Genomic DNA, 23,839 nt, shown 5'->3' with positions numbered 1-23,839 from the left:
GTTTTCAGCTTGCCGCGCGAGCGAGCGCGCGTTTCTCGCGCAGCATGCGCCAGCGCGCCGCGAGATTCGGAATTAGCACCGAGGCGAGCAACAGCGCGCCCGTCACGATGGTGAGCGTTTCGCTCGATACATCGGCGAGCGTGAGCGCATTCTTAAGTATTCCTACGATAAGCAACGAGAGCAGTACGCCGTACATCGAGCCGCGCCCGCCGAAGATGCTCACGCCGCCGAACAGTACCGCCGCGATCACCGAGAGCTCGAAGCCCTCGCCGTTGTCGCCGCGCGCACTCGTGAAGCGCAGCGTATAGACGATGCCGGCCAGCGCGCTCATCGCGCCCGAGAGCACGAACAGGCGCAGCTTGATCTTGGCGACGTCGATGCCCGAGAACGCTGCGGCCGTGCTGTTCGCGCCGATCGCATAGAGGCTGCGGCCGAACGCGGTGGCCTGCAGCAGCAGCGTGAACGCCACGGCGCACGCGGCCACGATCAGGAACGGCAGCGGGATGAAGGTGCTGCCCAGATTGTTCATGCCGAACGCCGTGTACGCGGGCGGGAAATCGGCCACGGCGCGGTCGCCGAGCAGCACGTAGGCGAGCCCGCGAAACAGCGCGAGCGTGCCGATGGTGACCGCGAGCGAGGGCAAGTTGAGCTTCACGATCACGAGCCCGTTGAAGAGGCCCGCGAGCGCGCCCGCCACCACCACGAGCGCCATCGCGAGCGGCATCGGCACGCCCATGTGCCAGAGCACGCCGAGCAGCGCGCTCGACGCGCCGAGCACCGAGGCCACGGACAGATCGATTTCGGCGGCGACGATGATGAGCGTCATCGGCAGCGCCATCAGCGCGACCTCGGTGAGATCGGCGAGCACGTTGGCGAGATTCTCGCCGGTGAGAAACACATTGGAGAGCAGGCGCCCCGCCACCAGAGAAAGCACCAGGATCACGACGAGCAGCGTCTCCCAGCTGAGCGGCAAGCCCGCGCGGCGCGTGAGCAAAGCGGAATCCGGCTTAGCCATGATCGCGTTTCCTCATCATGCGTTTGGCGACGGAGCGGGCGAGCAGCGTATCGGCGGCAATCGCGGCGACGATCAGCGCGCCCTGAATGGCCTGCTCCCAGAACGGAGAGACGTGCAGCACCACGAGCGCGATGCTGATGACGCCGAGCACGAGCGCGCCGAGCGTCGCGCCGAGTATCGTGCCCACGCCGCCCGTGATGGCGACGCTGCCCACCACGGCCGCGGCCACCACCTGCAACTCGATGCCCTTGGCCGTGCTCGCGTCCACGGTGCCGAAGCGCGCGAGCCACAGCGCGCCCGCGAGGCCCGCGATGGCGCCGCTGATGACGAAGCCCACGGCCACGCGGCGCTCGACATTGATGCCGGCGAGCCGCGCGGCTTCCGGGTTCGAGCCGATCGCATAGTATTCGCGCCCCGGGCGAAACTGCTTCAGGTACACGGAGAGCGCCGCGAGCAGCACCAGCGCGATCAGCGCGAGCACCGGCACGCCGAGCACGGTGCCGGTGGCGAGGCGCGAGTACGCATCGGGCAGGCTCGTCGCGTTGATCTGTCCGCCATGGACCCACGCATAGTCCGCACCCCGAAATATATAGAGCGTGGAAAGCGTGGCGACCAGCGAGGGCACGCGCCCTGCCGCGACGAGCAGCGCGTTGATCGAGCCCGCGATCATGCCGATGCCCAGCCCCGCCGCGAGCGCCACGATCACGGGCATATGCGGGAATGCCACGTAGAGGCTGCCGACCGCATACGCGCTGATGCCCACGGTCGAGCCCACCGAAAGATCGATGTGGCGCATGAGGATCACGATCGTCATGCCCGCCGTGAGCAGGCTCACGATCGAAACATTGAGCAGCACGTCGCGCAGGTTCTGGAGGTTGAGGAACTCGGGCCTCGCGATCCCCGTGCCGCTCACGATGATGAGGAGTACCACGAACAGCGTGGTCTCGCGGCTCTTTGCCAGTGTTTGCGCGAGCCTCGTCGCCAGCGCGAGCGCGCCGCGCCGCTGCACGCGCGGCTCGCCGCCGTGCAACGGGTGAGGAGAAGTGGAATGGCCCATCATGCTGCATGCCCCAGGTGAATGTTGGCCTGCCCGAGCGCGGCGCCCATGATGCGCTCTTCGCTGGCGTCGGCGCGCGCGATATCGGCGGTGATGCGGCCTTCGTGCATCACGAGCACGCGGTCGGCCATGCCCAGCACCTCAGGCAGCTCGCTCGAAATCATCAGGACTGCCATGCCTTCGCTCACGAGCTCCGCGAGCGCGCCATAGACTTCCGCTTTCGCGCCCACGTCGATGCCGCGCGTGGGTTCGTCGATGATGAGCACCTTCGGGCCCGTCGCGAGCCATTTGCCGAGCACGACCTTCTGCTGGTTGCCGCCCGAAAGCGTGGCCACCGGCGCATTGAGATCGCTCGCCTTCAGGCGCAGTCGCGTGCCCCACTGCCCCGCCAGCTGCATTTCGCGCCCGGCGGAAATCAGGCCGAAGCGCACGAGACGGCCGAGCACGGTGAGCGCCGCGTTGCGCGCGATGCTCAGTTCGAGCGCGAGGCCCTGCTGCCGCCGGTCTTCGGGCACGAGCGCGAGGCCCGCTTTCACGGCCCGCGCAGGCATGCCCATCCTGAGCGCCTTGCCCGCCACCTGGACCTGGCCCGCATCGCAGGGATCGATGCCGAAGACCGCGCGCGCCACCTCGCTGCGCCCCGCGCCCACGAGCCCCGCAAGCGCGACGATCTCGCCCGCGCGCACGTCGAACGAAATGTCCTTGAACACGCCGCGCCGCGTGAGGCCGCGCACGCGCAGCATCACTTCGCCGGCCATCACGTCCGCCTTCGGGTAGAACGTCGCCAGGTCGCGCCCTACCATCTTCGCGACGATGTCCTGCGTCTTGAGCGTGGCCGTGGGCGCATCGAATACTTTTGCGCCGTCGCGCATGATGGTCACGTGCTGCGTGAGCGCGAACACCTCTTCGAGGCGGTGCGTGATGAACAGGATGGCCACGCCGCGCTCGCGCAGCTTGCGCGCAATCGCGAAGAGCCGCTCCACTTCGGGCAGCGAGAGCGCAGCAGTAGGCTCGTCCATGATGAGGACGTTCGCATTGAGCGAGAGCGCCTTGGCAATCTCGATCACCTGCTGGTCCGCGATGGACAGGCCGCGCACGAGCCGCTCGGGCTTGAGCTCGACGCCGAGCGTCGCGAGCAGCGCGGCCACCTCGCGACGCATGGCTTCGTAGTCGATGCGGCCCAATTTGTCGACGGGCTGGCGCCCCATGAAAATATTCTCGGCAATCGAGAGGTCGAAGAACAATGTGGGTTCCTGATAGATCACCGCGATGCCCGCGTCGCGCGCCTGCGCGGGCGTGGCGAACTGGCGCGCGGCGCCGTCAATCAGCAGCTCGCCGCTATCGGGGCGATAGACGCCCGCGAGTATCTTCACGAGCGTCGATTTGCCCGCGCCGTTCTCGCCGAGCAGCGCGTGCACCTCGCCGGCCTTGAGCACGAGCGTGCCGTCCACGAGCGCGCGCACGCGCCCGAACGACTTGCTCGCCCGGCGCAGCTCGAGACGCGGCACGGCGCCGGCCATTGCGTTTGCACCGTCGTTCGCACTTTCGTTCGCATTTGCTTCCGGCTTTCTTTCCGCAATCACGCGTGTCTCCGTATTGATTGTGTGCGCAACTTTCTCGGGCGCGCGATACATCGCTAGATGCGGTAGATGCGCTCCGCGTTGCCGCGAAAGAGCGCATCGCGCTCGCTCTCGCTCGCGCCGTTTACGATTTGCGCATACGCCTGCCACAGATCGGCATAGCTGCCGAACAGCCGGTCGACCGGGAAATTCGATGCGAACATCGCGCGCGTCGCGCCGAACGCGTCGATGGCTTCGAGCACATAGGGGCGCAGGCTCTCCACGGTCCATGCGTGATCGAACATCGCGAGACCGCTGAGCTTGACCGACACGTTCGGGCAGGCCGCGAGCGCGCGCAGGCCGTCGCGCCAGGTGCGCCAGCCCGCCACGCTGTCACGGTCGACAAACATGCCCGCATGATTCACGATCAGCGGCACGCCGGGATGCGCGCGCGCGAGCGCGGCCGCTTCTTCCATCTGCACGGGATAGAGCTGCAAATCGAACGAAAGGCCGTGCTGTTCGAGCAGCGCGAAGTGCTCGCGCCACGTTGCATCGCGCAGGTAATGGCGTCCCACATAGTCGTAAAGCGGATTCGCATGCACGTTGAGGATCTGGCGAATGCCGCGCGTGCGCCCGAACGCGGCGTGCGCCGCGAGTATCTCCGGCGCATTGGGCGCGCTCAGGTCGGCGGCGGCCACGATGGCGTTGGGAAAACCGTTCCCGGCATCGGCGATCGATTCGAGCCAGCGCGTTTCTTCCACGGGATCGGCGGGATCGTGATTCGCTTCCACGTGCACGACCTTGAGCACCTGTACGCCACCGGCTTCGCGCAGCAGATCGGCGGGCAGATAGTTGTGCTGGAGATCGCGCGCATCGCCCACGAACGAGGTGCCCGGCTTCGCGAGCCACGGATAATGATGCGTGCCGAGGTCCCAGAAGTGGACGTGCGGATCGACGACCTGCATGACGTGCTCCTCCGGCTGAGTCATGGCGTCGGGTCGGCCATGAAATCCCACCATTTGCGCATGACCGCGTTTACGTGTTTTCGCGGCGATTCGAACGACTATAATTCCGGCATCGATAGCCAACCAATCCGATGTTGGGATCGGGCGATACACAAACCGGATCGCAGGACTCATGAACCATCAGACTGCCGTCGTCTCGCTCGTCAATCGCCTCAAGTTCAAGCACCTCGCCCTGCTCGTCGCGCTCGACGACGCGCGCAATGTCCATCAGGCCGCCGACGCCATCAACGTGGCCCAGCCCAGCGCGAGCCGCATGCTGAGCGACATCGAGGAGGCCTTCGGCTTTCGCCTCTTCGAGCGCAATGCGCGCGGCATGCAGCCCACGGCGCTCGGCGTGGTCACGCTCGCCTATGCGCGGCGCGCGCTCTCGGACCTCACGCGCTTTGCCGCCGACCTCGACGTGAAGCGGCGCGGCGGCCACGGCCAGCTCAACGTGGGCGCCATCATGGGCGCCGCGCCCGATCTGCTCGCGCAGGCCGTGGCCACGCTCAAGGCCGCGCGGCCGCTCCTGCACGTGCGCATACTCGGCGAAACCAGCGATCAGGTCGTGCAGTTGCTGCATCGCCGCGAAGTCGATCTCGCGCTCGGACGCCTCACCACGCCGCTGCAGCACAACGACTTCGATTTCGAGCCGCTCGCGCGCGAGACGCTCGTGCTCGTGGTGCGGGCGCGCCATCCGCTCGCACGCCGCGAGCACGTCACGCTCGCCGAGCTGATGGACTGGCCGTGGGTCGCGCAACCCATCACGAGCCCCGCGCGCGAGCTCTTCGAAGGCGAGCTCGCGCGCGCCGGACTCGCCACGCCGATGAACCTCACCGAGTCGGCGTCCATCTTCGCCACGCTGCAACTGCTCGAAAGCTTCGACGCCGTGGCCATGCTGCCCGAATCCGTCGTGCGCGACCACGTGCGCGGCAAGCTGCTCACCGTGCTGCCGCTCGAAATCGGCAAGAGCCTGCCCGGCTTCGGCATCCTCACACGCAAGGATGAGGCGCTCGCCGAGCCCGCCGAGCACTTCGTGGGCCTGCTGCGCCGCTTCTCGCAGCCGTTCAAGACCAGCGATGCGGTGCACGATGTCGGGCTCGCGGCTCATCATTCTTGACTACTGAAGATTGACGAACAGCCCGCCGTCCACGAGCAGGGCCGCGCCCGTTACGTAGCGCGCGCGATCCGAGGCGAGAAACACCACGCATTCGGCCACGTCTTCGGGCGCGCCCAGACGCCCCAGCGGAATGCGCTTTTCCATGTACTCGCGCTTGGCCGCATCGGCAAGATCTTCGGCATTGAGGTCGGTGGCGATGGTGCCCGGCATCACCGAATTGCAGCGGATGCCATAGGGCCCGAGTGCGATCGCGCATGACTGCATGAGCGAATGCACGCCCGCCTTGGTGGGCGTGTAGTGCGTCTGCATCCCTCCGCCCACCAGGGCGCTGATCGAGCTCGTCGCGACGATCGCGCCGCCCGTGCCCTGCTCCTTCATCTGGCGCGCGACCGCCTGCGTGACGTAGAACGCGCCGTTCAGATTCACGCCGATGGTGCGCTCGAGCACGGCAGGCGGCATGTCGAGAAACGCATGGAACGGGCAAATGCCCGCATTGCTCGCGAGCACGTCCACGCGGCCGAACTGCTCGACGGTCTGCCGCACGAGGTCGACGCCCGTTTGCGGCGCGGCCACGTTGCCTTCCACCGCGATCGCGCGGCGGCCCAGTTTCGCCACTTCGTCGAGCACTTCTTCGATCGCCGCGCGGCGGCCATACGATGCGTCGTTGTCGCCCCAGTAATTGATCGCGACGTCGGCGCCCTCACGCGCGCTCGCGAGCGCAATGGCGCGTCCGATGCCGCGCGATCCGCCGGTGACGATCACCACCTTGTCCTTGAGCAGCACGATGCTTGTCTCCTCTGCGATGTCGCCGTTATCGACCGGTATCTGAAACTCAACGAGCGTACGGACGCGCGAGCGTGCAATCGGGATTCAGGCGCACGCCGAAGCCCGGCGTGTCCGGCACTTTCAGGCGCCCCTGCACGGGCACGGGCTCGTCGAGCAACAGCGGCGTGAACATCGGCACCACCTGATCGGCCTTCGGCGCCATCATCAGAAATTCGGCGAACGGCGAGTTGTGCCGCGTCACCACGAAGTGATAGCTGTACACCGAGGAACCGTGCGGCACGACCATTACGTTGTGCGCATCGGCGAGCGCGGAAATCTTGATGAGCTCCGTCATGCCGCCGCACCAGTTCACGTCGGGCTGGATCAGATCGCAGCAGCCCATTTCGAGCAGCATGCGAAAGCCCCAGCGCGTGGCCTCGTGCTCGCCCGTCGAGACCAGCATGCCACGCGGCACGTTGCGGCGCAGTTCGGCATAGCCCCAGTAGTCGTCGGGCGGCAAACACTCTTCTATCCACTTAAGGCCATATTCATGCGCGGCTTGCGCGAGGCGCGTCGCGTAACGCACGTCGAGGCTCATCCAGCAGTCGTACATGAGCCAGAAGTCGTCGCCCACGCGCTCGCGCATGGTGGCAAGCAATTCGATGTTCTTTCTCAGACCCTCCTCGCCTTCGGCCGGGCCATGCAGCAACGGCAGCTTGCCGCCGATAAAGCCCATCTCCTTCGCGAGATCGGGCCGCGCGCCGGTGGCGTAGAACACGAGCTCGTCGCGCACCGGGCCGCCTAACAGTTGATAGACCGGCTCTTCGCGCAGCTTGCCGAGCAGGTCCCAGAGCGCGAGATCCACGCCCGAGATGGTGTTGAGCACCACGCCTTTGCGGCCATAGTAGAGCGTCGCGTAGTACATCTGATCCCAGATCTTTTCGAGGTCGGTCACGCGCTGCCCTTCGAGAAAGCGCGCGAGATGCCGCTCGACGATGAACGCGCCAATCTCGCCGCCCGTCGTCACGGCGAAGCCCACCGTGCCGTCGCTCGCTTCCACTTCGACCACGAGCGTGCCCAGCACGTCGATGCCGAACGAGCGCCGACTCTGACGATACTCGGGATAGCGCGCCATGGGCGTGGCAATGTGATCGTCGATCCAGTGCCCATCGGCCTGATCGTGATAGTCGGCGCCGCCGCCGCGCACCGTGAATGCGCGCACGTGTTTGATGGTTGGCATGGCCATGGGGCATTGCTCCTGGAATCCTGGTCCGGCGGTGGGTTCGGCGACGAGTCCGCCGTGCTTCGAACCGGCACGCGTCCTGTCCAATATGTGGAACGCGTGGCTTCGCGGCAGCTCAGTACGTCGCGCGTCCGCCCGAGAGATCGAACACGGAACCGGTGCTGAACGCGCAGTCCTCGGACGTGAGCCAGACGATCATCGCCGCGGCCTCATCGGGCATCAAAAAGCGGTTCATCGGAATCTTCGAAAGCATGTAGTCGATGTGCTGCTGCGACATCGAATCGAAGATCTCGGTCTTGGCGGCCGCGGGCGTAACCGCGTTCACGAGCACGTTCTTCGTCGCCAGCTCCTTGCCGAGCGATTTCGTGAGACCGATGAGCCCCGCCTTCGATGCACTGTAGTGCGAAGCATTGGGATTGCCTTCCTTGCCCGCCACGGAAGCAATATTGACGATGCGTCCGTAGCCCTGCTCGATCATGCGCGGCACGACCGCGCGGCAAGTCAGATAGCAGCCGATCAGGTTCACCTCGATCACGCGGCGCCACATCTCCACGGGCAGCTCCCACGTGAGGCCATTGCCGCCCGTGATGCCCGCGCTGTTCACGAGCGCGTGAATCGCGCCATGCGTCTGCACGGTGCGCTGCGTGGCGGCTTCCACGGAGGCTTCGTCCGTGAGCTCGACCGTGACGGCCGAGACGCTGCCGAGTTCGGCGAGCTCGGCGCGCGAACGTTCGAGCCGCTCGGCGTCGATGTCCCACAGCGCGACCGCGGCGCCCGAACGCAGCGCGCGCTGCGCCACCGCATAGCCCAGCCCGCGCGCGCCGCCCGTCACGACCATGACGCGGTTCTTCAGATCAAGCTGGTTCATTGCGTGCGCCCTCCGCCATCGCGCGCGCGCAATATTTCAATCTCCTTACTGCCCCGGCTGATCGGCTTCATGCGGCGTCTCCCGATATTGGACTTGAGCGTTGCCCAAGCAATATAGGCAGGCCGCGATAGCCGGACAATCCGATTGACGCATGGGGTGATAGCAAAAGCGGATCGGTACGCGCGGCGCGTACTTTAACCAATCCCGATACGTCGATTCAAAAAGCAAAAAAGGCAGCAGCCCTTGCGGGCCACTGCCTTTCTCATCAGCTATCGAGCGCGAGCGTTATACGACACGCTATACGCGCGGCCGGCTCAATCAGTCGCGATTGGCCTGCAGCACCGTCAACGCAGTCATATTGATGATGCGTCGCACGGTCGAGCTCGACGTGAGCACATTCACCGGCGCATTCACGCCAAGCAGGAACGGCCCCACCGCCACGTTGCTGCCCGCACCGGTCTTGAGCAGGTTGTACGCGATGTTCCCCGAGTCCACGTTCGGGCACACGAGCAGATTCGCCGCGCCCTTGAGCTTCGAATGCGGGAGGATGCGCAGGCGCAGCGCCTCGTCGAGCGCGCAGTCGCCGTGCATCTCGCCGTCGATCTCCAGATCCGGGTTCTGCTCGGTCACGAGCTTGAGCACTTCGCGCATCTTCGTGCCAGAAGCCGAGCTGCCCGAGCCGAAGTTCGAGCGCGAGAGCAGCGCGACCTTCGGTGCGAGATTGAGCCATTCCATCTGGCGCGCCGCCGCAAGCGTGAATTCGGCGATCTGCTCGGCGTTCGGATTGTCGTTGACGTGGGTGTCCACGATGGCGACCGTGCGCTTGTCGAGCAGCAGAATGTTCATCGCCGCATAGGTCTTCGCGCCGCGGCGCATGCCGATCACTTCATCGACGAAGCGCAGGTGGTCGTGATACGCACCCACCGTGCCGCACACCATACCGTCCGCATCGCCGAGACGCACCATCATCGCGCCGATCAGCGTGAGGCGGCGGCGCATTTCCACGCGCGCCATTTCCTTCGAAATGCCGTCGCGGCAACGCAGTTCCCAGTAGGTGGTCCAGTACTGGTGGAAACGTTCGTCGTACTCAGGATTCGTGACTTCGACGTCTTCGCCGAGCTTCAGCCGCAGGCCGAACTTCTCGATGCGCGCGAGCAGCACCTCGGGACGGCCGATCAGGATCGGACGCGCGAGCTTCTCGTCGACGATCACCTGCACCGCCCGCAGCACGCGCTCTTCCTCGCCTTCGGCGAACACGATGCGCGCCTTCGCGCCGTCACGCACAAACTGCTTGGCCGCCGAGAAGATCGGCTTCATGAACGCGCCCGAGTGGTAGACGAACTGCTGGAGCTCGTTCGTGTAGGCGCTGAAGTCGTCGATCGGACGCGTCGCCACGCCGTCTTCCATTGCGGCCTTCGCCACCGCCGGCGCGATACGCACGATGAGACGCGAATCGAAGGGCTTCGGAATCAGGTACTTCGGGCCAAAGCGCAGATCGTAGGCGCCGTAGGCCGCCGCGACGGAATCGTTGAGCTCTTCTTCGGCGAGCTTCGCGATGGCGTGCACCGCCGCGATTTCCATGTTGCGCGTGATGGTCGTTGCGCCCACATCGAGTGCGCCGCGGAAAATGTACGGGAAGCACAGCACGTTGTTGACCTGGTTCGGGAAGTCCGAACGGCCCGTGGCGAGCACCGCGTCCGGGCGCGCTTCGAGCGCGACCTCGGGGAAGATTTCCGGCGTGGGGTTGGCGAGCGCGAGAATGAACGGCTTCTCGGCCATCTTCTTGACCATCTCCGGCTTGAGCACGCCGCCGGCCGAAAGACCGAGGAACACGTCGGCGCCTTCGATCACTTCAGAGAGCGAGCGCGCGGACGTGTCCTGCGCGAAGCGTTCCTTGTCCGGGTCCATCAGCGTCTTGCGGCCCTGGTAGACCACGCCGTCGAGATCGGTCACCCAGATGTTCTTGAGCGGCAGGCCGAGATCCACCATCAGATCCAGACACGCGAGCGCCGCGGCGCCCGCGCCCGAGGTCACGACCTTGACCTTCGAAATATCCTTGCCCACCACTTTGAGGCCGTTCAGGAACGCGGCCGAAACGGTGATGGCGGTGCCGTGCTGATCGTCGTGGAAGACCGGAATCTTCATGCGGTCGCGCAGCTTGCGCTCGACCGTGAAGCAGTCGGGCGCCTTGATGTCTTCCAGATTGATGCCGCCGAACGTGGCTTCGAGGCTCGCGATGATGTCGACGAGCTTGTCGGGATCGCTTTCGGTGACTTCGATGTCGAACACGTCGATGCCGGCGAACTTCTTGAACAGCACCGCCTTGCCTTCCATGACCGGCTTGGAAGCGAGCGCGCCGATATTGCCGAGACCGAGCACGGCCGTGCCGTTCGTGATCACGCCCACCAGATTGCCGCGGCTCGTGTAGCGGAACGAGTTCTGCGGGTTCTCGACGATCTCCTCGCAGGCCACGGCCACGCCCGGCGTATAGGCGAGCGCGAGGTCGCGCTGGGTGACGAGCGGCTTGCTCGCCGTGACCGAGATCTTGCCCGGGGTGGGGAATTCGTGATATTCGAGGGCGGCCTGACGATCGGTTTTGTTCATGTTCTCACTCCAATATGGCGCCGGACGCCATGGCGGCGCGCCGGTGTGTTCGAATGAGCACCGATTCTAGAGAGCCGGCATAACGACCCCATTTTGATTTAGTATGGGGCCATTATTTTTTCCTGATGCCCCCCCGGGGGTCCGCGGATCGTGTCATTCAGTACCGACGAAGTAACGAGGCGCCTGATTACCCGCCTGAAAATGCGCCATCTGGTGCTGCTCCTGCAGATCCGCCAGCACGGCTCGCTCACGCGCGTGGCCGAGCATATGGCCACGAGCCAGCCCGCCGTGACCAATGCGCTGGCCGAAATGGAGAACATGTTCGGCGCGCCGCTGTTCGAGCGTTCGCCGCGCGGCATGACGCCCACGGTGCTCGGCAACGTGGTGCTCGCGCGCGCGCAGGCCATGCTGCACGACCTCGACCACCTCGCGCGCGACATCGAGGCGGTGCATGCCGGCCACGCCACGCGGCTGCACGTGGGCGTGATCCCGTTCATTTCGGGGCGCACGCTCGCCACGGCGATCCGGCTCGCGCAGTCGCGCCTGCCGCAGCGCGTGACCATGACGATCCACGAAGGCACGAGCGACGCGTTGCTGCCGCGCCTGCGCGACCACACGCTCGACCTCGTGATCGGGCGCGCCTCGGCCACCGTCGACGTGAGCCGCGTGCATTTCGACGTGCTGTACCAGCAGACGCCGCGTCTCATCGCGAGCCGGCGCCTGGCCGCGCGGCTCGGGCGCAGCAAGGCGAACTGGCAGAAGCTCGCGGAGCTCGACTGGATTCTGGGCGCGCCGAACACGCCCATTCGCGAGCAGATTTCCGATCTGTTCCTGCATGCGGGCACGGCGCCGCCCGTGCCGATCCTGGAGAGCTATACGTCGCGGCTGATCGGCGAAATGATCGCGGCGAACGAAAACGCCGTGTCGATCGTGCCCGCCGATATTGCCGAGGAACTCGTGCATATCGCGGGCGTGGCGATCGTGCCGTATACGTTCGACTGGACGCTGCCGCCCATCGCGCTCTTCACGCGCGCGGGCGTGCAGCGCGAAGTGGATAGCGTGTTCGGGCAGGCGCTGCGCGAGCTTTATCTGGAGGTGGAGGCGGCGCGGCGGTGAGTTGCGCCCTGTGCTCCGCCCATCAAACCCGCCCCACAACCACCCGCGCCTCGTTCACCTTCTCATCGCGCTGCATGCGCGAAACCAGCATCAATGCGCAGACCAGCGTGATGATCACGTGCACGATACCGAGCGCGACCACAGAAAGAATGCTGCCCGTCGAGCTCAACAGGAACTGCCCGAGAATCGGCGTCGTGCCCGCAAACACCATGCCGCAGATCTGGTACGCGAGCGAGATGCCCGTGTAGCGCACCTGCGCCGGGAACGCCTTCGCGAGCATGCCGGCCATGGCCGCGTAATAGAGCGAATGCGGAATCGAGGCAAGCGCCATGCCGAACATCGCGAGCTTGGTCGAGCCCGTGGCGATCAGCGAGAACATGATCGGCAGCGCCACGATCTCGGGCACGAGCATATAGACGATGGCCTTCCTGAGGTCGAGCTTCGTGGCCAGCACGGCGCCGAACGGCTGCACGATCAACTGCACGACGATCGCGAAGGTAATCACGCTCAGGAATTGCGTGCGGTCGAAGCCGATCGACGTCACGGCCCACGAGAGCGCAAACGTGGTCTTGAAGTAGGTGGCCGAAAGCGCGATCACGCAGGCGCCCACGCCCATCGCCACGAGCGCCTTGTGGTGGCGCAGCACTTCGCCGATCGGCAGCTTCGCCACCTGGTTCTTCGCCTGCAGCTCCTTCATGGCGGGCGACTCGTCCACGCTCATGCGGATGAACATGCCCACCACCACGAGCAGCGCCGACATCAGGAACGGCACGCGCCAACCCCACGTCATGAACTGATGATCGGGCAGCGTCGAGATCACGAGAAACGCCACGGTCGCGAGCAGGTTGCCGGCGGGCGAGCCCTGCTGCGCGAACGCCGAATAGAAAATCTCCTTGCCCTTGGGCGCGTGCTCGGACGAAAGCACCACCGCGCCGCCCCACTCGCCGCCCATTGCGATGCCCTGGAGCAGGCGCAGCGCGATGAGCAGCACCGGCGCGAGCACGCCCGCCTGGGCGTAGGTGGGCAACAGGCCCATGGCCGCGGTGCAAAAGCCCATCAGCATGAGCGTGATGATGAGCGTCTTCTTGCGCCCCACCTTGTCGCCGAGGTGGCCGAACACGATGCCGCCGACCGGGCGCGCGAGAAAGCCCACCCAGAATGAGGCGAACGCCGCGAGCGTGCCCACCACGGGCGAGCTCGACGGAAAAAACAGCTTGCCGAGCACGAGCGCCGCCGCCGTGCTGTACGCGTAGAAGTCGTACCACTCGATCGTCGTGCCCACGAACGAGGCGATGCCGGCCTTGCGGGCCTGGCGATGCTGGGTGTCGAGAGAGGAAGCTGCCAAGTTACGTCTCCAGATATCGATGTCGGCCGCGGTGTTTCTCATGCGAAACAGCGCGAATCCGGGGCCTTTCCGATGCGAAACACGCCGTTTCAATGCGCGTCGCAAGCCGGTTCGCATCGTTCGTTGGTCGAACAATCTTTCATTTTCCGAACAACTTTCGGAAGGAGCGGACTATGAAGCGCCCGCTTTATAGCGTCAACCAAGGGATAACCCTAACTCGCACGGCGCTCAATCTGGGCCGTGTCCCGCGCGATTTAGGTGTTTACCCGTAAGCATATTGTCAGCACGTTATCGATATGCCGATAATGCTCTCATGGATGTGAAAACTGCAGTGCGCGTCTTCGACGTGATCAACCTCTTTGCCGAAGTCCGGCAACCCATGATCTACAGCGAGATTGCGCGTCGAACCGAGATCCCCCTGTCGAGCTGCCACGCGTTGTTGCAGACGATGGTGGCCAAGGGCTATCTCTACGCGCCGGGCGTGAAGGCCGGCTATTACCCCACGCAGCGTCTTTTGCACGTCGCGCGCGACATCTGCAGCGAAGACCCGCTGACGCTGATGTTCCAGCCGCTGCTTGCCACGCTGCGCGACGCGACCGGCGAGACGGCCGCGCTGGCCACGCTCGCGGGCAATCGCGTCGTCTATCTGGACGTGATGGAGTCGCGCCAGAAGATCCGCTACAGCGACGAGCCGGGCGGCTTCATGTCCGTCACGAGCGCGGCCGGCAAGGCGCTGCTCGGCGCGCTCGCACCCACGCCGCGGCGCAAGCTGCTCGACAGCTGCGAACCGTTGACGGTCGCGCCCGGTGGCTCGTTCGTTGATCGCGCAACCTTCGAGCGCGAGATCGAGCAAGGCGTGGCCGACGGCTGGCATCGCTCGACGGGCGAAAGCGTCGAGGATGTGGCGGGCCTCGCATGTGGTTTCCTGATTCACGGCGAGGCCTTCGCGCTCGTCATCGGCGCGCCCAAGGCGCGCCTCCTGAAGAACGAGCAGCACGCGGTGAAGGCGCTGCTCGAAGTGTTCGCGCAAATCCCGCCGTCGCTGCTCGCCCCCTGAGGGCGCGGGCGCCCGCGCGGGTCATGGCGCAAATCGGCACGGCGAGGGGTTGCGCCAGTGGGCTCCGGCTGCACGACTCGCGGCTTTGCCCGCCGTCCAGCAAGGATGTGGAGGAACGAAACATGCGTTGGAAGAACCGGCCGGAAGGCTCGAACTGGGGCGACTTCGGCCCCGACGATCAGTTGGGCCGCCCCAACCTCATCGGCACGGAGCAGGTGCTCAGGGGCGCGCGCGAAATTCGTGCGGGGCTCACCTTCACGCTTTCACTGCCGCTCGATTTTCCCGGCGAGAGCAAGCTCAACGTGCGCCGCCATCCGCCCATGCTGCGTCCCACCTTCCGCGACGGGCTGCCCTATGTGAACTTCCCGTTCGCGCGCAACGCACCCAACGCCACCGATGTCGTGAGCGACGACCAGGTGCTGCTCTCGCTGCAATATTCGACGCAATGGGATTCGCTCGCGCACGTGGGCGCGCGCTTCGACGCCGACGGTGACGGTCTGGCCGAAAGCGTCTATTACAACGGCTATCGCGCGAACGAGGACATCGTCGGCCCGATGGAATACCGCGCGGAAAACGGCTTCGCGCCGCACGCGTGCGGCGGCGAGCACAGCCATGCGGACGTACTCGGCATCGAGAACCTCGCGGTAAAGGGCATGCAGGGCCGCGGCGTGCTGATCGATCTGGCCGCGCATTTCGGGCGCGAATGCCGCACGGTCGGCTACGACGATCTCATGCGCGTGATGCAGGCGGACCACGTCGAAGTCGAGCGCGGCGACATGCTCGTGCTGCGCACCGGCTTTGCCGAGATGGTGCTGGAGATGAACCGCGAGCCCGACGAGGCCGTGCTCGCGAGCCATTGCAGCGCGCTGGACGGCCGCGACGAACGCCTCCTGCAATGGATCACCGATTCGGGCATTGCCGCGCTCGCCGCCGACAACTACGCCGTCGAGCGCTATCCGGCGCGCGAACCCGCCACGCCGGGCGAGCACCCGCTCATGCCGCTGCATCACCACTGCCTCTTCAAGCTGGGCCTGCCGCTTGGCGAGCTCTGGTATTTGCGCGATCTTGCCGCATGGCTGCGCGAGCACGGACGCTCGCGTTTCATGCTCACGGCGCCGCCGCTGCGCTTGCCGGGCGCGATGGGTTCGCCCGTCACGCCGGTCGCCACCGTTTGATTCCATCAGTATTCCTGTGTTTTTCGCGCAACCTCGACCCGTATTCCCGACATGGCTAAAGAACGAGTTTTGATTACCGGCGGCGCTGCCGGCATTGGCGCCGCGTGTGCCGCCCGCTGCAACGCAGACGGCTACGAAGCGGTCGTGATCGATCGCGTGGGCGACGGCATCATCGCCGACCTCTCCGATACGCAGGCGACGGCAGCCGCGCTCGCGCAAGCGCTCGCAGGCGGCCCGATCACGCGTCTCATCAACAATGTGGGCGTGGTGTTTCCCGCCGACGCCGAACACCAGACGCTCGAAGAACTCGAACGCGCGTGGGCGCTGAACGTGCGCTGTGCGCAGCAGTGCATGCAAGCGCTGCTGCCGGGGATGAAGGCTGCGGGCTTCGGGCGCATCGTCAATATGTCGTCGCGCGCGGCGCTCGGCAAGGAGCTGCGCACCGCGTACTCGGCCACGAAGGCGGCGCTCATCGGCATGACGCGCGTCTGGGCGCTCGAACTCGGCGCGTTCGGCGTGACCGCGAATGCCATCGGTCCGGGCCCGATCCGCACCGAACTGTTCGACCGCGCGAACCCGCCCGGCGCGCCGCGCACCCAGGCCATCATCGACGCGGTGCCGGTCAAGCGCGTGGGCACGCCCGACGACGTCGCGCACGCGGCCTCGTATCTGCTCGACGCGCGCAGCGGCTTCGTCACGGGCCAGGTGCTGTACGTGTGCGGCGGCATGACGGTCGGCGTCGCGGGAGTCTGATGATGGACCCCATCGACCAACGCGAAGCGCACAGCGGGCAGACCGCGCCGGCCGCCGAAATCCGGCGCGCGGGCATCGTGGGTGCGGGCAGCATCGGCGTGGCGTTCGCGCTTCAGTTCGCACGCGCGGGCTGGCGCGTGCGCCTCTTCGATCCCGACGCAGCACGGCGCGCCGCGGTGCCCGCGGAGCTGGCATCGCGCCTCGAAGACCTCACGCGTTTCGCGCTGATCGACGAAAGCGCCGCGCAGATCGCCGCGCGCGTGGCAGTGGTCGACACGCTCGAAGCCGCAGCCGCCGACGCCGATCTCGTGCAGGAATGCGCGCCCGAGCGCGCCGAGCTCAAGCGCGAACTCTTCGCGCAGCTCGACCGCGCCGCGCCCGCACAGGCGATTCTCGCGAGCGCTTCGTCGTTTCTCGCGGCGTCGAAATTCGTCGACGAAACCTTGCCGGGCCACGCGCGCTGTCTTGTAGCACACCCAGGCAACCCGCCCTATCTCGTGCCCGTGGTCGAGATCGTGCCCGCGCCGTTCACGTCGCCGGCCGCCACCACACGCGCCATCGCGCTCTATGGCGAAGCAGGCCTGCTGCCCGTGCGCGTGAAGAAGGAAGTGGCGGGCTTCATCTTCAACCGGCTGCAAGGCGCGGTGCTGCGCGAAGCGTATTGCCTCGTGCGCGACGGCGTGGCCTCGGTCGACGATATCGACACGGTGATGCGTGAAGGGCTCGCGCCGCGCTGGTCCGTGATCGGCCCATTCGAGACCGTCGACCTGAACACGCGCGGCGGCATTGCCTCGCATGCGCAGAAGATGGGGCCGTCCTATGAGCGCATGGGCGCCGAGCGCGGCCAGCACGATCCATGGACGCCCGACCTCGTCGCGCAAGTGGAAGCCGCGCGGCGTGCGGCGCTGCCGCTCGATCAATGGGACGCGCGCGTGGCGTGGCGCGACCGGCAGCTCATGCGTCTCGCGCGGCACCGCAAGCACGCGCCGCCCGCCAGGGACTGACCTGCAAAACGAATCGCATGCCGAATCGCGAGAGAGACCCAAAACGATTACGACTTGAAAGAGACACACCCATGCAAAGAATCACCGCGTTTTTCACCGAGCTGATGCGCCGGTACCTGCCCGATCCCTTCGTCTTCGCGATCGGCCTCACCTTGCTCACGATGGTGCTGGCCGTGACCGTACAAGGCCAGGCCATCACCGCGCTCACCACGAGCTGGGGCAAGGGCTTCTGGGCGCTGCTCGCGTTCACCACGCAGATGGCCGTGATTCTCGCCATGGGCTACGTGCTCGCCACCGCCCCGCTCACCGACCGCTTTCTCGACCGCCTCGTCTCGCACGTGAACTCGCCGCGCATGGCCATCGTGGTCGCGACGCTGGTGGGCGGCGCCGGCAGCTGGCTCAACTGGGGCTTCGGCCTCGTGGTGGGCGGCATCGTCGCGCGCAAGCTCGCGCTGCGCGTGAAGGGCGTGCACTATCCGCTCATCATTGCGTCGGCGTATAGCGGCTTCACGCTCTACGGCCTCGGTCTTTCCGCCAGCATTCCCGTGCTGATTTCGACGAAGGGGCACCCGCTCGAAGGGCAGATGGGCGTTATTCCGCTATCCGAAACGATTTTCTCGCCCACCATGCTCATCACGAGCCTCGTGACCATCGTCACGCTGCCGCTCCTGAACGCGTGGCTGCATCCGAAGGCGGGCCAGCCGGTGAAGGAAATCGACCGCGCGCTCGAAGCGGCGCCCAAGGCGGCCGCCCCCACGCTCGACACGGACGAGCACGGCACGCTCGCGCATCGCCTCAACAACAGCCGCTTGCTGAGCTACGTGATCGGCGCGATCGGCATGGGCTATGTGGCGCTGCACTTCGTCCAGGGCGGCTCGATCGACCTGAACCTCATCAACTTCTTTATTCTGTTTCTCGGCATCCTGCTGCTCGGCACGCCCATCCGCTACGTCGAGAAGCTCAACGAAGGCATTCGCACGATCAGCGGCATCATCCTCCAGTACCCGTTCTATGCGGGCATCATGGCGATCATGGCGTCCTCAGGGCTCGTCGATACGTTCTCCGCGGCCTTCGTCAAGGTGGCCACGCCCGGCACGCTGCCGTTCTGGGGTTTGATCAGCTCGTTCGTCATCAACTTCTTCGCGCCCTCGGGCGGCGGCCACTGGGTCATCCAGGGCCCGTTCATGATCGAGGCGGCCAAGACGATCGGCGCGTCCGTGGGGCACACCTCCGTGGCCGTGATGCTCGGCAACGCATGGAACGACCTCGTGCAGCCGTTCTGGATCCTGCCCGCGCTCGCGCTCTCGCGGCTCAAGCTCAAGGACATCATGGGCTATACGGTCATCATGATGTTCTGGATCGGCATTGTTTATTCGGTGGCGATTCTCGCCTGGGGCTGACGCGCCCCGGACCAACCGACTCTCACGATTTTCGACAGGAGACCGAACTTGCTCTACCTCGTACACATGCAGGTGCAGATTCCGCACGGCACCGACGCGGCTCACGCCGACGCCCTGAAGGCCCAGGAAAAAGCGTTTTCGCAAAAGCTCCAGCGCGAAGGCAAGTGGCGTCATTTGTGGCGCGTCGCGGGCGAGTACGCGAATTACAGCGTTTTCGACGTGGAATCGAATGACGAGCTGCACACGCTGCTCGCGGCGCTGCCGCTGTTTCCGTTCATGACGATCAAGGTGACGCCGCTCGCCCAGCATCCTTCGGCGATCGCGCCGAACTGAACGGAGCGCGCCCGGTGCCCTTTCTCATCGAAACTTTCGACAAGCCCGATCACGCCCACGTGCGTGCGCAGGAGCGCGCCGCGCATCTGGCCTTTCTCGCGCAGCACGCGCCGCTGCTGCTCGCCTGCGGCGCCAAGCTCGACGACGACGGCTCGAGCGCGGGCGGCGGCATCTATATCGTCGATCTGGAGACGCGCGAAGAGGCCGAGCGTTTCATCGCCGAAGACCCGTTCTCGCTCGCGGACCTCTTCGAGCGCGTGAGCATCGTCCGCTGGCGCAAGGCCTATGTGGACGGCGCGTGCTATCTCTGAGCGTGCGGACCGCTGCGGCGCGCGCGGCGGTGCTTCATTGCGCCTCCGCGCCGCTCGCCGCCTCGGGCAGAATGAGCCGCTCCGGTGCGTTCGCACCGGCCATACGCGTCGCCACGTAATAGAGCACGCCCGGCACCACGATGCCCACGATCCACGAAATGTCCACGCCGCCGAGCGCCGCGACCCACGCACCCGTATAGAAGCCCGTGGCCACGAACGGCATCTGCACGAGCACTCCCACCAGATACACGGCGATACCGATCCCATTCCAGCGCCCGTAGCGGCCATTCGCATCGAACAGCGCGGGAACGTCGTAACGCTCGCGCGTCACACAATAAAAATCGACGAGATTGATCGCGCTCCACGGCGTGAAGAACACCAGCAGAAACAGCAGGAACGACGAGAACGCCTTGAGAAACGCGTGCTGCCCCGCCAGCGCGATTGCGCTCGACATGCCCACGCTCAGTATCACGAATGCCAGGCGCGTGCAGCCTGAAATCTCGCGTCGCTGGCCGAGACCCGTGATGATCGCCGCCACCGACATCACGCTGCCGTAGGCGTTGAGCGTGGTGATCGTGAGCTTGCCCAGCGCGATGGTGAAATAGAGAATCGCCGCAATCGCGCCCGTCGCGCCCAGCCCCACCACGAACGCCACCTCATGGCCCGCGAAACGCTCGCCGGCCAGCGCGGCGGCGAATACGCCGAACGTCATGGACACCTGCGCACCGACGACGGTCCCGGCGAACACCGCGAGAAACGTCTTCAGCGGCGAAGTCGATCGCGGCAGATAGCGCGAATAGTCGGCCACGTAGGGGCCGTAAGCAATCTGCCACGAGGCGGAGAGCGAAACGGCCAGCAGGAACGACGCGAGCGTGAAGTGCCGGTTCGCCATCAACGCCTCCCATCCGTGGCCGTGCAGCAGGCTCGCGAACAGGTAGACGAAGGCCAGCGTGCCGATGACGCTCGATACGCGGCCCATCGCGTGTATGGTCCGGTAGCCGAGCCCGGTCAGCAGGATCACGACAGCGGAAAAGATCAGGATTGCTGATGTATTGCCGACATGAAGCAGCTCCGATATCGCCTGCCCCGCCAGCACCGTGCCGCCCGCGGAAAAGCCCACATACATCACGCAGACGAGCGCGAGCGGAATGATCGCGCCATAGACGCCGAACTGCACGCGGCTGGAGATCATCTGCGGAAGGCCGAGCTGCGGCCCCTGCGCGCCATGCAATGCCATCACGGCGCCGCCCAGCAGTTGCCCCGCCAGCAGGCCGACGAGCGACCAGAAGACATCGCCGCCCAGCACCACGGCCAGCGCGCCGACCACGACCGCCGTGATCTGCAGGTTGGCGCCGAACCATAGCGTGAACTGGCTGCGCAGGTTGCCGTGGCGCTCGGCCTCGGGAATATGGTCGATCGACCGGCGCTCGACCAACGAAACGCTTGCAGTAGATGTTGCGGTACGAGCCATTCTTTGCTCCTCGATTGGGCGGAGACTGCGTGAATGAAACTGCGTGCAAAGCTATCGGAATGGAACTGCGGGAAAGCGCGAAACAGGCGCGGCTCGCGAGGCCGCTGCGAGGCCGGCGCAGGACGCGCGACACGCGCCCTGCGAACCGGGAGACAACGCCTCAGGCGAGCACGGAGCGCGCGATCACGGTGCGCTGAATTTCAGACGATCCTTCATAGATGCGCAGAATGCGCGCATCGCGCACGAGCCGCTCGATGCGCATCTCGCGCGTGAAGCCATAGCCGCCGTGCATCTGCAACGCGGCATCGGTCACGAAGCCCACCATCTCGGAGGCATAGAGCTTGGCCATCGAGGCCGCGTCGGTGAACGGCTCGCCCGCGCCGCGCCGCACGGCCGCCTGCAGCGTGAGCAGCCATGCGGCTTCGAGGCGCGTCTTCATGTCGGCGAACACCCATTGCAGACCCTGCTTGCGCGCGAGCGGCTCGCCGCCCACCTCGCGCTGCTTCGCCCACTCCACCGCATCGCCGAGCGCGGCTTCGGCAATGCCGAGGCTCGTCGCGGCCACGTCGAGGCGGCTGTTGTCGAGCACCTTCATGGCCGTGCGAAAGCCCGTGCCCTCCTCGCCCAGCCGGTTCGTCAGGGAAACGAAGCAGTCCAGCGCGACTTCGTGCGCCGGTGCGCCGCGAATGCCCATGAGCTTCTCCGCGCCCGCTACCGTCACGCCCGGCGTATCGGTATCGACCACGAAGGCGCTGATGCCGCGCGTGCCCAGGTCCGGCGCCGTCTTCGCATAGACGACGATGAATTGCGCCGCGCCCGCGTTCGAGATGAAATGCTTCACGCCGCGCAGCCGGTAGCCCTCGCCCTCGCGCACGGCCTGGGTCTTCATGCCGGCCGGGTTCGAGCCCGCCTGCGGCTCGGTGAGCGCGAATGCGCCGAGCTTTTCGCCGGCCGCCGCGGCCGGCAGATAGCGGGCGCGCAAATCGTCGTCGCCGCCGATCAGGATCGAATCGGTGGCGAGGTAGTGCGCGCCGATCATCGATGCCGTCGACGCGCACGCGCTCGCAATCTCGGCCAGCGCAAGAATGATGGCCGCCGGCGTCGTGCCGATGCCGCCCCAGCGCTCGGGCAGGTTCATGCCCATGACGCCCAGTTCCGCCAATGCGCTCACATAGCGCGTGGTGGCGATCTCGTCATGGTCGACCTGCGCGGCGTGCGGCGCGAGTTCGGTTTGCGCATAGCGGCGGATGGCGTCGGCAATCTCCTGATCGGCTTCGCTCACGCCCAGTCGTTTAAGCATGGCTGCTCTCCTCTTTTATTTCGGTTTCCTGATCGATAGACGGATGCGTGACTTCAACGCCGATCGCCCCCGCTTCGCACAGCGCGGCAAGATCCGCCCCATCGAGGCCTAGACGCGTGGACAGCACGCTCAACGTGTGCTCGCCGAGCCGCGGCGCGCGCGTGGTGCGCGTGGCGGGCCACGCCGAGAATTTCACCGGCTGGCGCGGCAGGCGCACGGTCTTGCCGTCGCCCGTGGGCGCGTCCGTGAGCAGGCCGCGCTCGCGCGCCTGCTCGCTCTCCAGCGCGGCGCGCACGCTCTGTATCGGCGCGACGGGAATGCCGGCCTCGCTCAACGCCGCATTGACCTGCGCGACGGTCCGGCTGCGCGACCACGCCTCGATACGCTCGCGCAGCGCCGATTCGTGCTCGCAACGCGCGAGATCGCTCGCAAAACGCACGTCTTCGGGCAGATCCGGCGCGTCGATCGTCTGCGCGAGCCGCTCGAACAGGCGGTTGTTGAGCACGGCAACCACGAAATGGCCGTCGCTCGCGCGGAACGCACCGAACGGCGCCGACGACGGATGACGATTGCCCACCCGCGACTGCACCGCCCCCGTGGTCGCGTAGCGCGAGACGAGCGTGGCGGCCAGGCTCAAGGTGGCGTCGAACATCGCCACGTCCACATGCGTGCCCTTGCCCGTGCGGTCGCGCGCAAGCAGCGCGGCCAGCACGCCCCACGAAGCGAAGATGCCGCTCACGACGTCGGAAACGGATTCGCCCACGAGGGTCGGCTCGCCATCGGGCGCGCCGGTGGCGTCCATGAGCCCGCACATGGCCTGCAGGATGATGTCGTAAGCAGGACGATGCGATTGCGGCCCGCTCTGGCCGAAGCCCGAAACGCTCGCGTAGACGAGCGCCGGATTGAGCGCCGCGAGCGTCTCGTAGCCGATGCCGAGACGCTGCGCCACGCCGGGGCGAAAATTCTCGACCACCACGTCGGCCTGCGCGCACAGCGACTGCGCAAGCGCGCGCCCGGCCTCGCTCTTCAGGTCGATCACGACACTTTGCTTGTTGCGGTTCATCGCGCTGAAAAGGCCGCTCTCGCCATGCGCGAAGGGGCCAATCGCGCGGTAGTCGTCGCCGCCCGGCGGCTCGATCTTGACGATTTCGGCGCCCAGGTCGCCGAGCAGCGCGGAGCACAACGGTCCCGCGAGCACGCGGGAAAAATCGATCACGCGGATGCCTTGCAGCGGCAGCATGGATTCAGTCACGGCGCGTTTCTCCTGTACAGCCGGTCGGATCGACCGGTGAGGCGATTCTGCGCCGCTCGGGCAATAAGATAAAATACTGGAATAAAT

Annotated in this window: 21 protein-coding genes; 9 read left to right on the top strand and 12 right to left on the bottom strand. The window is 66.1% G+C overall.

From position 1 onward, the window contains the following. Positions 1-4: 4 nt before the first annotated feature. The 4 genes from U5775_RS17970 to U5775_RS17955 all read right to left on the bottom strand — a co-directional run bounded on the left by U5775_RS17970 (position 5) and on the right by U5775_RS17955 (position 4,596). Positions 5-1,015 carry an ABC transporter permease gene (locus tag U5775_RS17970; RefSeq protein ID WP_322059436.1) on the bottom strand — a complete coding sequence of 337 codons (1,011 nt, stop codon included), beginning with the start codon at positions 1,013-1,015 and terminating at the stop codon, positions 5-7. Then, a complete protein-coding gene (locus tag U5775_RS17965; RefSeq protein WP_322059435.1) occupies positions 1,008-2,075 on the bottom strand; it encodes an ABC transporter permease in 1,068 nt (355 codons plus the stop codon). The genes U5775_RS17970 and U5775_RS17965 overlap by 8 nt, the downstream gene beginning before the upstream one ends. Then, positions 2,072-3,592: a sugar ABC transporter ATP-binding protein gene (locus U5775_RS17960; protein ID WP_322059537.1), complete on the bottom strand. Its 1,521-nt coding sequence runs from the start codon at positions 3,590-3,592 to the stop codon at positions 2,072-2,074. Before U5775_RS17960 ends, U5775_RS17965 begins: the two co-directional genes overlap by 4 nt. A 116-nt stretch (positions 3,593-3,708) precedes the next feature. Further along, positions 3,709-4,596, bottom strand: a complete 888-nt coding sequence (locus U5775_RS17955) for an amidohydrolase family protein (protein ID WP_322059536.1) — start codon at positions 4,594-4,596, stop codon at positions 3,709-3,711. Positions 4,597-4,768: 172 nt separating this feature from the next. Here U5775_RS17955 and U5775_RS17950 point away from each other — a divergent pair, with 172 nt between their 5' ends. Further along, complete coding sequence (locus U5775_RS17950) at positions 4,769-5,755, top strand: LysR family transcriptional regulator (protein ID WP_322059434.1); 987 nt, start codon at positions 4,769-4,771, stop codon at positions 5,753-5,755. On the opposite strand, the gene U5775_RS17945 is transcribed toward U5775_RS17950, so the two are convergent. From U5775_RS17945 to U5775_RS17930, 4 genes are all read right to left on the bottom strand, one after another. Continuing rightward, complete coding sequence (locus U5775_RS17945) at positions 5,756-6,538, bottom strand: SDR family NAD(P)-dependent oxidoreductase (protein ID WP_322059433.1); 783 nt, start codon at positions 6,536-6,538, stop codon at positions 5,756-5,758. Between the two features lie 49 nt (positions 6,539-6,587). After that, positions 6,588-7,766 carry an L-rhamnonate dehydratase gene (gene rhmD, locus U5775_RS17940; RefSeq protein WP_322059432.1) on the bottom strand — a complete coding sequence of 393 codons (1,179 nt, stop codon included), beginning with the start codon at positions 7,764-7,766 and terminating at the stop codon, positions 6,588-6,590. Positions 7,767-7,878: 112 nt separating this feature from the next. After that, positions 7,879-8,631: an SDR family NAD(P)-dependent oxidoreductase gene (locus U5775_RS17935; protein ID WP_322059431.1), complete on the bottom strand. Its 753-nt coding sequence runs from the start codon at positions 8,629-8,631 to the stop codon at positions 7,879-7,881. A 318-nt stretch (positions 8,632-8,949) separates the two neighbouring features. Next, positions 8,950-11,235 (bottom strand): NADP-dependent malic enzyme, encoded by a 2,286-nt coding sequence (locus U5775_RS17930; RefSeq protein ID WP_322059430.1) that lies wholly within the window; start codon positions 11,233-11,235, stop codon positions 8,950-8,952. A 150-nt stretch (positions 11,236-11,385) separates the two neighbouring features. Here U5775_RS17930 and U5775_RS17925 point away from each other — a divergent pair, with 150 nt between their 5' ends. Further along, the gene (locus U5775_RS17925; RefSeq protein ID WP_322059429.1) at positions 11,386-12,351 is read left to right on the top strand and encodes a LysR family transcriptional regulator; all 966 of its coding nucleotides are present in this window, start codon (positions 11,386-11,388) and stop codon (positions 12,349-12,351) included. 22 nt (positions 12,352-12,373) lie between these two features. Here U5775_RS17925 and U5775_RS17920 read toward each other — a convergent pair whose 3' ends face one another. Then, a complete protein-coding gene (locus U5775_RS17920; protein WP_322059428.1) occupies positions 12,374-13,696 on the bottom strand; it encodes an MFS transporter in 1,323 nt (440 codons plus the stop codon). A 313-nt stretch (positions 13,697-14,009) separates the two neighbouring features. On the opposite strand from U5775_RS17920, the gene U5775_RS17915 reads away from it, so the two are divergent. The 7 genes from U5775_RS17915 to U5775_RS17885 all read left to right on the top strand — a co-directional run bounded on the left by U5775_RS17915 (position 14,010) and on the right by U5775_RS17885 (position 19,729). Beyond that, a complete protein-coding gene (locus tag U5775_RS17915) occupies positions 14,010-14,753 on the top strand; it encodes an IclR family transcriptional regulator (protein ID WP_322059427.1) in 744 nt (247 codons plus the stop codon). Positions 14,754-14,875: 122 nt separating this feature from the next. Then, positions 14,876-15,928, top strand: coding sequence for a cyclase family protein (locus tag U5775_RS17910; protein ID WP_322059426.1), 1,053 nt, complete (start codon positions 14,876-14,878; stop codon positions 15,926-15,928). A gap of 51 nt (positions 15,929-15,979) precedes the next feature. Further along, positions 15,980-16,681, top strand: a complete 702-nt coding sequence (locus tag U5775_RS17905; protein WP_322059425.1) for an SDR family oxidoreductase — start codon at positions 15,980-15,982, stop codon at positions 16,679-16,681. Further along, positions 16,681-17,685 (top strand): 3-hydroxyacyl-CoA dehydrogenase, encoded by a 1,005-nt coding sequence (locus U5775_RS17900; RefSeq protein WP_322059424.1) that lies wholly within the window; start codon positions 16,681-16,683, stop codon positions 17,683-17,685. Before U5775_RS17905 ends, U5775_RS17900 begins: the two co-directional genes overlap by 1 nt. A gap of 71 nt (positions 17,686-17,756) precedes the next feature. Continuing rightward, positions 17,757-19,085 carry a short-chain fatty acid transporter gene (locus tag U5775_RS17895; protein WP_322059423.1) on the top strand — a complete coding sequence of 443 codons (1,329 nt, stop codon included), beginning with the start codon at positions 17,757-17,759 and terminating at the stop codon, positions 19,083-19,085. 48 nt (positions 19,086-19,133) lie between these two features. Next, on the top strand, positions 19,134-19,418 hold the full coding sequence (gene catC / locus U5775_RS17890) for a muconolactone Delta-isomerase (protein ID WP_322059422.1): 285 nt from the start codon (positions 19,134-19,136) through the stop codon (positions 19,416-19,418). 14 nt (positions 19,419-19,432) lie between these two features. Next, a complete protein-coding gene (locus U5775_RS17885) occupies positions 19,433-19,729 on the top strand; it encodes a YciI family protein (RefSeq protein ID WP_322059421.1) in 297 nt (98 codons plus the stop codon). Positions 19,730-19,763: 34 nt separating this feature from the next. Here the strand turns inward: U5775_RS17885 and U5775_RS17880 are convergent, their stop codons facing one another. The 3 genes from U5775_RS17880 to U5775_RS17870 all read right to left on the bottom strand — a co-directional run bounded on the left by U5775_RS17880 (position 19,764) and on the right by U5775_RS17870 (position 23,752). Beyond that, complete coding sequence (locus tag U5775_RS17880; protein ID WP_322059420.1) at positions 19,764-21,200, bottom strand: cytosine permease; 1,437 nt, start codon at positions 21,198-21,200, stop codon at positions 19,764-19,766. 160 nt (positions 21,201-21,360) lie between these two features. Then, complete coding sequence (locus U5775_RS17875; protein WP_322059419.1) at positions 21,361-22,500, bottom strand: acyl-CoA dehydrogenase family protein; 1,140 nt, start codon at positions 22,498-22,500, stop codon at positions 21,361-21,363. Further along, positions 22,493-23,752: a CoA transferase gene (locus U5775_RS17870; protein WP_322059418.1), complete on the bottom strand. Its 1,260-nt coding sequence runs from the start codon at positions 23,750-23,752 to the stop codon at positions 22,493-22,495. Before U5775_RS17870 ends, U5775_RS17875 begins: the two co-directional genes overlap by 8 nt. Between the last annotated feature and the right edge of the window lie 87 nt (positions 23,753-23,839).

The sequence above is a fragment of the Paraburkholderia sp. J63 genome, assembly GCF_905220245.1.
Classification (GTDB): Bacteria; Pseudomonadota; Gammaproteobacteria; order Burkholderiales; family Burkholderiaceae; genus Paraburkholderia.
This window is presented reverse-complemented; position numbering and strand designations above follow the sequence as displayed.